Here is a 13,684-nt window from a genome sequence, read left to right as displayed (position 1 = left end):
TTCATATTTTGATTTTTTTGTAGTAATTTTTTTGCAATTGGATTAATTGTCTACTAAATTTATTTGCACTAGCGAAAATTATTTCACTAGTTTCAAAATATAATTTAGGAGAAATTCTAATGAATAAGGATATTTTTGAAGGAAGCTGGAAAGAAGTCAGTGGCAAAATGAAACAAATATGGGGTAAGCTGACTGACGATGATCTCAAAAAAATTGAAGGTAATCACGAAGAGATCTATGGTAAATTGCAAAAGCACTACGGTTATACCATGGATGAGGCTAGAAAATTAGTACGTGATTTCCAAAAAAGAAAATTTCATTAATAGTTTAATGAAATAAAGAAAAAGCCCACCGAACTGTGGGCTTTTTTGATTTTAGTATATGAGCGCAATAATAAGCAACCCAGTTGCAATAAATCCGATTAAAGCTAAACTCGAATTTCCGCCAGGGACAAGATGGCCTTCGGCTGCCATCACACAAGTTTTTCGGCCTTTCCACGCCATAATTGCGGGCAAGAGTAATAATAAAATCACACAGCAAACCCCTGCATAGCTTAATGCGTGTAAATAAATTCCAGGATTTAACAACACCACAGCTAAGGGGGGGAGAAAGGTTAAGGCAAGAATGTATTTACCTTGGTTTCCCGATTTTTTCAGTTTTAAGCCATCAGCGAGAAAATCAAATAGTCCCAAAGAAACCCCTAAAAAGGCAGTAAGCATACAGATTGAGGTGAAAAATCCAAAAAATCCACTAATCCATTGGCTTTGTACTGATTGGCTTAATGCTTCTGTTAAGCCACTCGTGGCATGTTCTGAACTCATTAGTGCGATTAATCCATTGTCTCCTTCACGAGAAACCACGCCCATAATTACGGCATCCCAAATAATGTAGCAAACTAGAGGAATTAATGAGCCTAAAAGAATTACGCGTCTTAATGAGCGGATGTCCTCGCCAAAATAATCTCTTAAGCTGGGAATAATTGATGCATAACCAAACGAGGTAATTAAGATCATTAATGTCCCGGTAAATGCTCGTGCGGAACCACCAGTTAGGCCTTCAGATGAGGCATGGGGACTGATAATGACGACTAGTAGGGCATAAACACCTAATTTACCAAACATTAGTCCACGATTGACGTAATCTACTGAGCGAATCCCTTTATATACAATCAAACTAAAAAGGATCGTGAAGAGTATGGAGGTAAGGCTCGTGGGTAAATTAATACCTACTTTATGTAGTAAGTTGTTAAATACATCACTTCCCCCTGAAATGTAGGCAGAAAGTAAAGTGTATAGTAAAAATAGGTAGGTGATCCAGGCAATAATTTGTCCAGGCAAGCCTAAAGTTGATTTCGCCATAGAAATCATATTACTGCCCGCAGGAAGACGTAGATTGACTTCGAGAACCAACAGAGCACCTGCCGTCATGACTAACCAGCAGAAAAATAAGAAAAAAATAGAATTAGTAAATCCTACTTCCGCTGTAGATACCGGCAGGGCAAGCATTCCACCGCCTATCGAGGTACCTACAATGAGTAATATCCCACCGATTAATTTTGAATTGGTCATGTGATATACGCCAAAGATGTTCAAATATAAAGCAATATGCTACTTTATTTTTCAGTTAAAGTCAAGGTTAGCCCTTTGCTGGCCTACTTAACGTCTCCATAATCCCCAGAGTTCGTGTGCTAAAAGTAATATGGAAATGAGGAGCACGGCAACTTGAGTTATTTTACCACCAGGAACAATAAAGGTTGAGCTGTGGTTTTTTCTTCCAAAATAACACATTAATGCCGGTAAAAATAGTAGCAAGATAATGCAGAAAATACCGGCATAACCTAAGGCGTTAATATAAGCTCCGGGATAATAGATTACGATTAATAAAGGAGGAATAAATGTTAATAAAAACAAACCGATACCATGACGGCCATTGGTTCGTAATTTCAAGCCATCAGCAAGGAAGCTGTATAAACATAAAGAGACGCCTAAGAATGCAGTGAGCATGCAGATGGATGTAAAGAAATTAAATAAAGCGCTAATGGTAGGACTTTGCACTCTGTTTGACAGCAATGAGGCTAAGGCACTGGTCGTGTGCGGATTCTGCATTAAGCTCTCAAGGTTTTGACTGCCTTCTGCAGGAATCGCACCCATAATTATCGCATCCCAGGCCAAATAACAAAATAAAGGAATTAAGGAACCAATAAGAATAACCTTCTTTAGCTGTTTGATGTCATCATCAAAATATTCCCTAAGATTGGGGACGATAATTGCAAAGCCAAAAGATGTGATTAAAATCATAATTGTGCCACCAATATAATGTATATTTCCGTGTTGGAAGTTTTGTACGTCAATGTACGGTGCAATAAGAACGATTAATAAAAAGTAAACGGCTAATTTACCAAACATCAGGGCACGATTGGCATAATCGACACAACGAATGCCACCATAAACAATTAACCCAAACAATAAAGTAAACAGACAACTGGCTTGCCAATCGCTAAGGTGTAAACCGATTTTGTCTAGTAAGCTATTTAATACATCAGCGCCGCCAGAAATATAAGCAGAGAGTAGGGTGTACAGTAAAAATAGGTAACTGATCCAGGCTGCGAGCAAACCATAGTTACCTAAGGTGGCTGCTGCCATAGAAACCATATTTTTACCTTTGGGTAGGTACAGATTGGCTTCAAGGATAAAAAATGCACCTAAAGTCATAAAAACCCAGCACACAAATAGAAAAGCAGATGACTGCCAAAAACCAGTAGCCGCATTGGCAACAGGAAGGGCCAGCATGCCACCTCCTATAGAGGTTCCAACAATTAAAAGAACTCCACCTAAGAATCGTGAATGCATGAGTACACCTTAAAACATCGTTGAATTGTAGCCGTATTAGCGCAGCGTAATACGGGGATTTTGCTCTATCCTATCCCGCATTACGCAAGGTGAACAGGGGTAGGTTTTTCTTATTTCATCGCGAAATTTACTTTATTGGGTCTTATAACACAGCATTTTTGCGGTGTTCTGCCAATAAACCATTGAATTTCAATGCGCCGATTAAATGCACTTCCATGGATAAATGCATTATCGCCTACAGAGTTCTTATCGCCATAGCCTTCAGGTTTTAAGCGAGTTGCCTGAACTCCATTGGCCCATAAGAAGGTCATCATGCTTTCTGCCTGGGCTTGAGATAGTCGATTTTTACGGTATTCGGTTCCAACATTATCCGTAAATCCTGCAACGTAAACGGGATTGTCAGGGTAGAGTCTCAACAGGTCAACAATATGGTTAAGGCCAACATAACGTACTTCATTGAGGCGAGGGCTTTCAAACATGAAATACTTATCTGTGGGGATAATCAAGGTCATGGTATCGCCGTATTGCACAAATTGAATGTCGCATTTGCTTAAGCTTCTGATAATACGGTGTCTAGGATTAGTGCCTGAGCCTAAGATTGCCCCTACAGTACCCCCTACAGCAGTACCTGCCAGTGCTCCAGGAACTGTTCCCGTGGCTGCAGCCCCGATCGCCGTTCCCATCGTAGCACCAATAACTGCACCACGGGCAACAAAATTTCGTGGTTTAAAATTATGATAAGGAGGATGTGCACAACTACTTAGTAGACAAGCAATTAGGCCACTGTAAATGAGTTTTGTTTTTGTTAATTTGAGTGGCATGTACACTCCTTAGTTTACGCGATTTTATCATTATTAAACATCTAGTTAAATTTCGCAATGTAGATAGGCTATTTGGAATGCTGAATTATTCAGTGCAGCCATTAAAATGATCTAATGGCTGCAAAAAGGTAAATTAATGACTAACAATGGGCTCTTGTAAGGGAAGCTCGACAGCATGTACTAGCTCTTCTGACAATTTAGGTTGGAAAAATGAAAGCAACGCTCTTTCTGAATCATATTCTGCGCTATGTCGTGCAGTGCCTTTAAATTCACCGAGACACTCGATGCAATTGCTTGCTGTTTTCAAAAATGTTCCGCCAACGGCGATCGATACAGCAAGGCCTAAAGTGAATTGTACAATCAACATAGGTAAGGCAACCAGGAAAATAGAGGCGTACATGGTAATGGCTGCGGAAGCCCAGAATGTAAGTTCGCATACATTATAACAGTTATGGAAGAACGCATTAACTCTTCGCGCATCGTATTCACGACCTATAGCTTCATTTGATGTTTTCAAAAATTCGTCTAGTCGTTCATAGGCCGTGGGTTGTTGCTGTCCGATTTGACAGGCTGAATTTAATAAGCCAATATAGTTTGCGTAACTGTTGATAATTGCATTTTGTGTTTTTTCATTTTTTGCTGTATGTAAAGAAGTATTGTAGTAGTTTTGTATTTCAGAGATGTGCTTTTCTATTTTACTGGTGGTTTCTTTATCGCTTATTAGCTGAGTAAGTGTATTTTTTACTGTTTCTAATTGGTCATGGAAATCATTAATACGCGTTTTAGCATTTATATAATATAAGGGCATGATCGCTCTCTTTTAAAATTAATAAGGTGGTTTTGGTTCAAAATTATTACAATAGTCGGCTAGACGACATCAAGTGGTTTTATAACACAAAGAGAGAAAAAACCAAAGTAAATGGTTTCTTTTTGAACTCATGACGGATTGGCTTGGAAGCGACATAAGCTTTGAAAAGAGCATTGTTGGCAAATTGTTAATTGAACCGGTTGCGGTGCGCAATGGCCTTCTTGAAACTCTTGTGCTAACTGAGTTAATTGATTGTGCCAATGAGTGCGGCAATCGTCCCAGGTTTCTTCCTTCTTTAATGAACTGATACCACTAACCGCTTGTTTTTCTTCACTAAAACCGCTGCAAACAATTTTTCCGGCTTTTATTTGCATCAAGAGCAAAACATTAATTTCTTTATCTAATAATGCATACAGTAATAATTGTGGTTCTTTAGGGCGGTTTTCATACCAGGGCTTGCTGCCAGGCAGGCTGCTTTTATAATCAATAACCCATTTTTTATCTGCAACCTCATCAAGCCTGTCAACACGAACATTGAAGTCCAGGCCCGCCAAATTGATGGTGAATGACTGCTCCAAGGCTGAGATAGTAAATGGGCTACGTTGCTTTTCCCATTCCAGATAACTCAGGGCTAATCGTTTAAGGCGGGTATATTCAACCGTGCGTACCAGTTCGGGAAATGTTTCCGGATGCTGTTGGGTTAGCGGTTCTAAAGCGCTATGAATTGCGGTATCAATATGCTCTTCTAGACTGGCGGTATCTAAGGTAAATAATGCCTGTTGGCTTTGTAATTTTTGCCATAATAACTCCATGACCTTATGGATTATTTGCCCTCTGGTTTTTGCATCCAGCCCATCATTGATTCGTGATGATTCTTTTGCACGTAGCCGATGCTCAGCAAAGGATCTAAATGGGCATTTAGCCTGATTCGCGAGTAGCGCTGTACCACCAGAAATTTGCTCCTCGGCTTTGATGGGCAGCAGATAATGTTCTTCAATATTTATTAACTGTGTTTCTTGCTGGGGATTGGTTTCTTGTTCTAAACGAATAAACTCAGGATGCTCGGTAATTAAAGAGCAGGGTAAATTAGGTGTATCGCCTTGTAATTCGGCATAACTGAATACTACTGAGTCGGCACATTGTTGTAAGCGGTTCAGTGCTTGTTTGGCAAATTGTAATTCGCGAGCAGGAAGACTATGGGGCATATGCCGGTCACGTTGTAGTTGTGGCGGGATAAACGCAGATAAACTTACCTTTTGCGGTAAGCATTGATCGGTAAGGCCTGTCATCCATAGGTGATCAAATTCACAGCCAGAAGCTTCCAATAGACCGGATATTTGGATGATTGAGTCGGTTTTTTGGGCTTGGAAAATAGTGTTTTCTACCAGCTGTTCTATAATTTCTAAGGCTTCTGTCTTCGTTAAATGAGGGCAGAGTATGCTTAACTGCCTTAACTCATCAAAAAGAAGGGAAAAGCGCGAAAAGCACTGATAATTTGCCGAAGTTAACCCATAATCTCCGGGAAAAGCCATGCTGTTTAAGCGTTCTTGAAAAAGCTCTATCCAATCATGCAATGAAGCGTCTTTAGGGTAGGGGCTGATTTGGCCAACTAGTGCAGCAAGCTTCGGTGTGTAGGTTTCCAGATCGTTAATAAACTGGGCGATGGGAATATTTTGATCTTCCAACAGAACACTATTTTGCAGATATTCTGCACGAGCAAGGAATTCTTCTTTTGCACTACCAAGATATGGGGATTGCAGCAGCAATGCGGCTTGGTGAGCACTTACATATTTTGCATCTAGATTTAACCAGCATAGAGCATGAGCAACTAGAGGGAACTCATTTAAAGCCTGGCCTAAGGATACATTAAATACCGCAGGATCAAAATGCTGCGCCAAGAGTCGGCGTATTGCCGATGGTTTTTGTTGTAAATCAGGAATCACTACTCCAATGCGTCGACTCCCTTCCTGGATTTTTAGGTGCAACCAGCTGATCAATTGTTGGTACTCTTCTTTTTCATCGTGGGCTGTGAGTACTTTGACATCAGACGCTCGAGTTGGTAAATCGTATTGGTACTGAGGAAATCCTTGTTGTTCCAGGTGTTGCTGTAGTTGGCTTTGCTGTGGGGTGAAATCATCAAAGCAAGCCCAAATCACCGGCCCTGATAATAATGAGCTCTGAGCATTAATTAAATAAGGCACGAGCTGGCATTCTGCGATTAAGCTTTTTTTATTCAATTTTTTGTTAAATGATTGCCACCATTGTTGAAATTGCCGTGTTTGCGGTGTGTACTGAAAACTTGAGTCATTCGAGGCGATTTGCCATAACTCACAACGCTCCCAGGCGCTGATTACTGCCTGCAATAATCCTTCGCTGTAGGTAATATCCGCACGTGACTTGATTAATTTACGCCATAAATAAAGACATTGATTGCTGTTTAATAGGGTGGGGTAAGCCTCTAGTGGGGCATTAAAATTAAGCTGCGTATAGGCTTTCACCAGGGCAACGCCATATGGAAGACATATCGGTTTGTCTACCGTGTTGCTGTTTTGTCTATGAAAATACTGCCTGGTGATGGCATCACTAAGTCTGTTGTTGGGTGTTATTACCGTTGCGCCTTCGGCTAATAAAGCAAATAGCTGTTCTTTATTGTTTAAAACGTGCATTAATGAGCCATACCCCATATTTTGGGGCGGCCATTTTGCTTCAAGTTAGCAAAATGTAAGTAGCCCCAGGTTTATATTTTTTTATGATGCGTCGCATGTGCTTTATGCAAGGTTTTAGCCCGAGCTTGAGCGGATACGAATCGTGGCAGACGCATGTTTTTTCTTTTATCGGTATGTAAGATATCGTAAACCAGCCACCTACGTAAATACATAGCGGCACCTCCTGCTGCAATAGCAAGTAAGAAGCCGAAGAGTATATAGCTGTATCCGAGAATGACAAGATATGAATAGGCTAAACTTTTAAAGCTATGGACCGAAAATAAGGCAGTACTGCCTTTGTCCATAAAGAACAGCAGACCTAGTGCAAAAAAGGGTAGCGATACGATAACCATTAAAAAACCGATAACAAAGGTTTTTGCCATATAAGGCTTTGGACAGTGAATGATTTGTTCGCCAAATAGTGCGCCCGTTGCGGATGCAACGATCATCCCCACTATAATTGCTTCAAAGAGCGGCACGTAGTCTTCAATGCCAATTAGTGATAGAAACGCATCAATCAAAATAGTTCCTACTACGGATAATAAGCCAAAGTATACTGCGCCCAGCAAACGAGGGTTTGAAAAATACAGTGCTGGATCGTGTGTTTTCATGATCTGCTCCTAAGCAACGCTCATATATGTATAATTTTAGTACACTTTGGGTTCTAGGTTTGACTTTAAAGTGAATAAAAGATAGAGAGGTATCAAAAAGACCTGTAAAAAGTATATAATAGAGTACAAATAATTATAGATAGTTAAATTATGCAAAAATTCGGACACTTCGTTTTAAAATTATTTGGCTGGAAGGTCGTTGGTGAGTTGCCTAAAGATAAAAAATATCTGGTTGTGGTCGCTCCGCATACCAGTAATTGGGATTTTCTGGTTGGATTATTTACCCGTTTCTCGCTTGGCACAAAAATTAATTTTTTAGCAAAAAGCCAGCTCTTCTTTTTTCCTTTAGGTATTATTTTAAGAATATTAGGCGGAGCACCGGTGGACCGCTCTAAAAAGAATAATGCGGTTGATAAAGTGGTGGATTTATTTCTCTCTCAAGATGAATTTAGACTCGCGATTACTCCTGAAGGCACACGTGCATCAGTAACCCGATGGAAAGAAGGTTTTTATCATATTGCGTGTAAAGCAAAGATTCCTTTAGCATTGGTTGCTCTTGATTATGCGTCGAAAGAGGTTCGCATTCGCGAAGTATTTTGGCCTACTGGCGACATAAGTGCGGATTTTCCACAGATATTGGATTACTTCCGCCAGATAAAAGGATGTTATCCTAAGACTGTGCCTGAGTATTTACCTTACAAGAAAGATTAAATTAGAAACAAAATTTGTCGTTGCTGACGCAGCTCCTGAAGGAGCTTGATTTTATTTCTTTTATTTTGAGCGGAAATAAGTAGCCTGTATCCGCATAGCGGAATATGGGTATTTGTGTCCTCAAACTCGTATTAGGACTTTGTCTAATACGAGCTATGGTTTTCAGCAGACTTATCTTTTTAGCGTGGCCTTTCCTCGATAAGGTAGGGAGGATATTTCATTGATTCGCAGTAATTGATTGTATTTGGCTATTCTGTCAGTACGGCACAAGGAGCCGGTCTTAATTTGTCCACAACCCGTTGCAACAGCTAAATCTGCGATAAACGTATCTTCTGTTTCTCCTGAGCGATGCGACATCACACAACGATAGCCATTTGTATGAGCTAATTGAATGGTTTGTCTGGTTTCACTCAATGTACCTATTTGATTTACTTTAATAAGAATTGCATTGGCAATACCTTGCTCAATTCCTTCACGTAGAATTTTAGGGTTAGTAACAAATACATCATCACCAACTAATTGAATTTTTCCGCCAAGTTGACGCGTTAATTCCTTCCAGCCGGCCCAATCTTTTTCATCCAGACCATCTTCAATACTGACAATTGGGTAGTTGGAAACTAGATCAGTATAGTAGTTAATTAATTGTTCTGAGCTAAATTGCTGGTTCTCTGAGGCCATATGATAGCTGCCTTGCTTATAAAGTTCGGAGGCGGCCACATCAAGGGCAAGTACTATTTCATCACCCAATTTAAAACCTGCCTTGTTAATTGCTTCGCTAAGCAGATCTAAGGCTTGGCGATTTGATTTGATATTTGGGGCAAAACCACCTTCATCACCTACAGCAGTATTTAAACCTTGTTGTTTTAATACAGATTTGAGCACATGAAAAATCTCTGTACCCATGCGTAAGGCTGTTGGAAAATCAGGAGCGTCAACAGGCATAATCATAAACTCTTGAATATCCACGTTATTATCCGCATGTGCGCCGCCATTTAACACATTCATCATAGGCACAGGCATGCTCATCAGTTCGCCTTGGTTCAATGCGGCATATAAAGGCTGGTTAAGCGTATTTGCTCGAGCTCTGGCTGCGGCAAGGGAGACGGCTAGGAGTGCATTGGCGCCTAAACGTGATTTATTTTCAGTGCCATCCAACTGACATAAAGCTAGGTCTAAAGCTTCTTGATCTTCAACAGAACTATTTTTTAATGTTTGATTAATTTCGGTATTTACTGAAGCAACAGCGTGTTGTACTCCTTTGCCACAATAACGCTTAGGATCATTATCGCGCAACTCACAGGCTTCACTGCTTCCGGTTGAGGCTCCAGAAGGTACACTTGCTCTTCCCATAAGCCCATTATTTAAAATAACGTCTGCTTCAACTGTAGGATTACCACGTGAATCTAAGATTTCACGGGCATGGATTTTAGTTATTTGCATGTTGTTTCCCGATTATTGTTATTTCTACTGCTTTGGCCAGAATGAAAACAGCTTCCTGCCTACGTTTCTTAAATACGTTACAAACGTACAGCACCTAATTTTCTTAATGCTTGTGTTAATGGAAATAGAGGAAGTCCAAGAATCGTATCCTCATTTCCTTTCACTTCTTGAAATAACCATTTACCTTGATTTTCATAGTGATACGAGCCACAGCTATGATAAGGTTTTTCGCTCAGAAGGTATGCTTCAATGGTTTTTTTACTTAACTGGTGCACGGTTAAATCAGCTATTTCATGATGTTGCCATAGTATTTTGTTATTTTTTGCAATGCAAAGACAGGATATTTGTTGATGAGTTTGTCCGCTTAAGATACTTAGTTGTTCAATTGCTGTTTGATGGTTCAGTGGTTTATTTAGCAAGGTTTCGCCAAGTAAACATAATTGATCTGCGGCAATAATAAAATGTTCCGGATAATGTTGACTTACATTCAATGCTTTGTGAGCGGCAAGTGTATAACCTAATTCGAGCATATTTTGGTTATCCAAAGATTCTTTCAGTACTTCTTCATCGCAATCAGAGGGGATAACCGTAAATTTAAGTCCCAGTGATTGCAGCAATTTACGGCGTATACCGGAACCAGAAGCAAGGATTATCGGCTGCTGCTGTAAGAAGTTAGACATAAATAGCTACCGTAGCCATTAATGAGAATCCAATAATTACAAAACTAAAATCACTCAGATTGCAACAGCGCTCTACCATAACGCAACGTTCTAAACCATGTAGTGTGCCCAAATAAAGGAAGGTTCCTGCTGACGCTGCCATTAAAATAGGATCAAAAATAGAGTTTGTTTCCACTCCATGGCCAAAATACCAACCAAAATAAATCCCTAAAGGAGTCATGAAACTAAACAGAATAAAGAAGATCAGGTTTTGATTCATCGTCATGGAGCTTTTATTCAGTTGCACGGCAATAGCAAAACTCTCTGCCCATTTGTGGGTAATGATTGCCAAAAACAGCATAATAATCACTGAGTTGTAATGAGCTAAACCTAAAGCAGCACCGAGCATGATGGAATGAACCGAAAGCATTCCCCAGGCTAATAAGGCAAAGGCAGGATGTTCTGCATTGTGGTGGTGGTAAAGTTCTTTACCTAAATGTTCAAACCATAGGAAAATTAGAAAGACGGATCCTGCAATAATGAAGGCAAAGGGGTAGTTATAACCCATGGTTTTAAACATGGAATTAGCCTCAGGTAGCATATGCAGTAAGGCTGCGCCTAAAAATACACCTGTCGCTAAAGTTTCCCCTATAGGAAAATCAATATGTTTATCGTCTTTAATGCGCTTTTTAAAGGGATACCAGCCAGCTAGCAAAATCACGACGAAAATGGAACATGCAAAGAGTATTTTTAAACTGGTAGCAGAGAACATGAATCATGCCTATCTTGAAAATCGTAAAGTTTTGGGGACATATTCTACCTAAAAAAAGGCTTAAGGTCACGTAAATATAGAGAGGCAGGCAGGGGCTTATGCCTGCAAAATCTTCTTGATAGTCTGCAACAAATAGGCTTAGGGCAGGGGAGTACATTTTCGTGGGTATTTATTTCCGATGCATGACCTCGTGCAAACTAAACAAGCGAATCTCTTCAATATCTGATTGCAGTTTCAAAGCCAAGATAACTTGTTCGTGCAATTCGCTCCATTGCGTAAAATGCTCTTTGCAAACGATATCAATGCTGATTTTTCCATCCAGATAATGTAGGTTCCAAAAGAGTATCTGTGGGAAATTAAGATGTACCTCAGTGAGCAATTGTTCATAGATTACCTTGCGGCAGGGTAAATGCAGTGAAGGGCTTGAGACTTCGTCATCCTCAGGATCAACATGGACAATAACATCGGTAACACTATCAATTTGGTTAACCAGCGCCCGGTGTACATGCTGTGCGATGTAATGACCTTCGGAGACTGATATTTTTGGAGAAACCAAAATATGTACGTCGATAAGTACATTATCACCCATAAAACGACTGCGCAATTGGTGGATTTTTTCCACTCCAGGCACCTTTTGAATCACTTGTTCAATTTGAGCTAAGAGGCTAGGGCCTACAGCGGTATCGACCAGCTCTTTAATGCTGTGCCAACCATAATCCCAACCCATTTTCGCAATCATTAGAGCCACAATAATGGCAGCTGCCGTGTCGAGATAAGGGTATCCCGCCAAGCTACCTACTAATCCAATCAATACTACTAGTGAAGAGGCTGAGTCGGTGCGATGATGCCAGGCATTGGCGATGATTAATTTAGAACTAATGCGTTTGCCTACGTGTAAGGTGTAATGAAATAAAACTTCGTTTGCCAGAATGGAAATGCATATTACTGGCAAAGACAGCCATTGTGGCATGGTGTAGCTTGCATGCCTGAGTTCGTATACCGAGTCCCAGGCAATGCCAATTCCCGCAAGAATAAGCAATAACGATAATAAGAAGGTTGCTACAGTTTCAATACGCTGATGCCCGTACGGATGGGTGTCATCCGCATCCAGGCTGCCATATTTGGAAGCTAATAACACCATTCCATCGGTAATGAGATCCGCAAAAGAATGTAATCCGTCTGCAATGAGTGCATGAGAATGGAATAAAGTACCACCGATTAATTTAATCACACCTAAGAGCGCATTAGAAATGCCGCTTATAATGGTAACTTTTTTAGCTTGCCAGTATCTGTCTTGGGTCATAGATGGGTCTGTTTTTTTAGTCTGTAGTTATTTAAACATGGTTAGCAATTATTGTGTATTAAAATTTAAAAACCATTATTCTATACAGGTTGTTTTACATCCTATACACAGACTTATCCACAGAATTTGTGGATAAGTATTTTAAGGTTTAAAGGCAAAAAAAGGGTATTCTAGCCAAGTAAAATAAGGGTTTTATGGTGTTTAGGGTAAATGCTGTCTTTTTATTATTTTCTGAGCGTGGAGGAGATATCCACAGAGATATTTGCTTGGTGTGCAAATCTGGGCTGGGTATATTAACAAAGAAAAAAATAAAAAACAGTCTTGACTTGGCATTTTTTGCAAATATATTTGAAATGTAGGCTATTAATTAGCCCTGTAAAAATTGTTCGAAATTACCTAACCAACGCTGGGTAATCATTTTGGCAGTGGCTGGCGCGTTTCGAACTAGATTTTTAGCAATGGGTGGTAAATGTGCTAATAATTCCCGATCACGATTGAGATCGGCCATTTTAAATTGGCGGTATCCTGTTTGTCGGGTGCCTAATACTTCCCCGGCTCCACGCAACTCCATATCCTTTTCCGCAATAATAAATCCATCATTAGTTGCACGCATAATTTTTAAACGTTCGGCTCCTTGAGGGGATAGAGGGGATTGATATAATAAAATACAATGCGATTGAGCGCTTCCTCTACCAACACGTCCACGTAACTGGTGTAATTGCGATAAGCCTAAACGTTCCGCATTGTCAATAATCATTAAACTGGCATTGGGCACATCAACGCCCACTTCAATAACAGTGGTTGCCACCAATAAATTAATTTCGCCAGATTTAAAGGCTGCCATGGTTGCTTCTTTTTCAATAGCCCTCATGCGCCCATGCACCAAGCCAACTCGTGCATTGGGAAGTTGAGCCTGCAGATTTTCAGCGGTTTCGGTCGCAGCCACGCATTGAAGTTTCTCTGACTCCTCAATAAGAGTACAAACCCAATACACTTGACGCCCAT

The 13,684-nt window shown here is 40.2% G+C and carries 13 protein-coding genes; 2 read left to right on the top strand and 11 right to left on the bottom strand.

Annotated elements, in window-relative coordinates; genetic code table 11:
* Positions 1-119 precede the first annotated feature (119 nt).
* Complete coding sequence (locus ACQY7T_RS09660) at positions 120-323, top strand: CsbD family protein (protein WP_428412997.1); 204 nt, start codon at positions 120-122, stop codon at positions 321-323.
* Positions 324-374: 51 nt separating this feature from the next.
* Here ACQY7T_RS09660 and ACQY7T_RS09655 read toward each other — a convergent pair whose 3' ends face one another.
* From ACQY7T_RS09655 to ACQY7T_RS09630, 6 genes are all read right to left on the bottom strand, one after another.
* Positions 375-1,568, bottom strand: coding sequence for an amino acid permease (locus ACQY7T_RS09655; RefSeq protein WP_428412996.1), 1,194 nt, complete (start codon positions 1,566-1,568; stop codon positions 375-377).
* A gap of 87 nt (positions 1,569-1,655) precedes the next feature.
* Entirely contained in the window at positions 1,656-2,849 is a 1,194-nt protein-coding gene (locus ACQY7T_RS09650; protein ID WP_428412995.1) for an amino acid permease, read from the bottom strand.
* Between the two features lie 110 nt (positions 2,850-2,959).
* The gene (gene cmpA, locus ACQY7T_RS09645; RefSeq protein WP_428412993.1) at positions 2,960-3,670 is read right to left on the bottom strand and encodes a C-OmpA-like family protein CmpA; all 711 of its coding nucleotides are present in this window, start codon (positions 3,668-3,670) and stop codon (positions 2,960-2,962) included.
* Between the two features lie 133 nt (positions 3,671-3,803).
* Positions 3,804-4,478, bottom strand: coding sequence for a DUF5638 domain-containing protein (locus tag ACQY7T_RS09640; RefSeq protein WP_428412992.1), 675 nt, complete (start codon positions 4,476-4,478; stop codon positions 3,804-3,806).
* 128 nt (positions 4,479-4,606) lie between these two features.
* The gene (locus ACQY7T_RS09635) at positions 4,607-7,144 is read right to left on the bottom strand and encodes a PD-(D/E)XK nuclease family protein (RefSeq protein ID WP_428412991.1); all 2,538 of its coding nucleotides are present in this window, start codon (positions 7,142-7,144) and stop codon (positions 4,607-4,609) included.
* A 71-nt stretch (positions 7,145-7,215) separates the two neighbouring features.
* Positions 7,216-7,794: a hypothetical protein gene (locus ACQY7T_RS09630; RefSeq protein ID WP_428412990.1), complete on the bottom strand. Its 579-nt coding sequence runs from the start codon at positions 7,792-7,794 to the stop codon at positions 7,216-7,218.
* Between the two features lie 150 nt (positions 7,795-7,944).
* On the opposite strand from ACQY7T_RS09630, the gene ACQY7T_RS09625 reads away from it, so the two are divergent.
* A complete protein-coding gene (locus tag ACQY7T_RS09625; RefSeq protein WP_428412989.1) occupies positions 7,945-8,505 on the top strand; it encodes a lysophospholipid acyltransferase family protein in 561 nt (186 codons plus the stop codon).
* A 171-nt stretch (positions 8,506-8,676) separates the two neighbouring features.
* Here the strand turns inward: ACQY7T_RS09625 and eno are convergent, their stop codons facing one another.
* The 5 genes from eno to ACQY7T_RS09600 form a co-directional block, all read right to left on the bottom strand.
* Entirely contained in the window at positions 8,677-9,945 is a 1,269-nt protein-coding gene (gene eno / locus ACQY7T_RS09620; protein WP_428412988.1) for a phosphopyruvate hydratase, read from the bottom strand.
* A gap of 77 nt (positions 9,946-10,022) precedes the next feature.
* Entirely contained in the window at positions 10,023-10,625 is a 603-nt protein-coding gene (locus ACQY7T_RS09615; protein WP_428412987.1) for a Maf family protein, read from the bottom strand.
* Positions 10,618-11,376: a ZIP family metal transporter gene (locus ACQY7T_RS09610; protein ID WP_428412986.1), complete on the bottom strand. Its 759-nt coding sequence runs from the start codon at positions 11,374-11,376 to the stop codon at positions 10,618-10,620. The genes ACQY7T_RS09615 and ACQY7T_RS09610 overlap by 8 nt, the downstream gene beginning before the upstream one ends.
* A gap of 169 nt (positions 11,377-11,545) precedes the next feature.
* Entirely contained in the window at positions 11,546-12,679 is a 1,134-nt protein-coding gene (locus ACQY7T_RS09605; protein WP_428412985.1) for a cation diffusion facilitator family transporter, read from the bottom strand.
* Between the two features lie 367 nt (positions 12,680-13,046).
* A partial coding sequence (locus tag ACQY7T_RS09600) for a helicase-related protein (RefSeq protein ID WP_428412984.1) occupies positions 13,047-13,684 on the bottom strand: 638 nt, incomplete at its 5' end.

The organism is Legionella sp., from assembly GCF_965140895.1.
In the GTDB taxonomy this organism is placed as follows: Bacteria; Pseudomonadota; Gammaproteobacteria; order Legionellales; family Legionellaceae; genus Legionella.
This window is presented reverse-complemented; position numbering and strand designations above follow the sequence as displayed.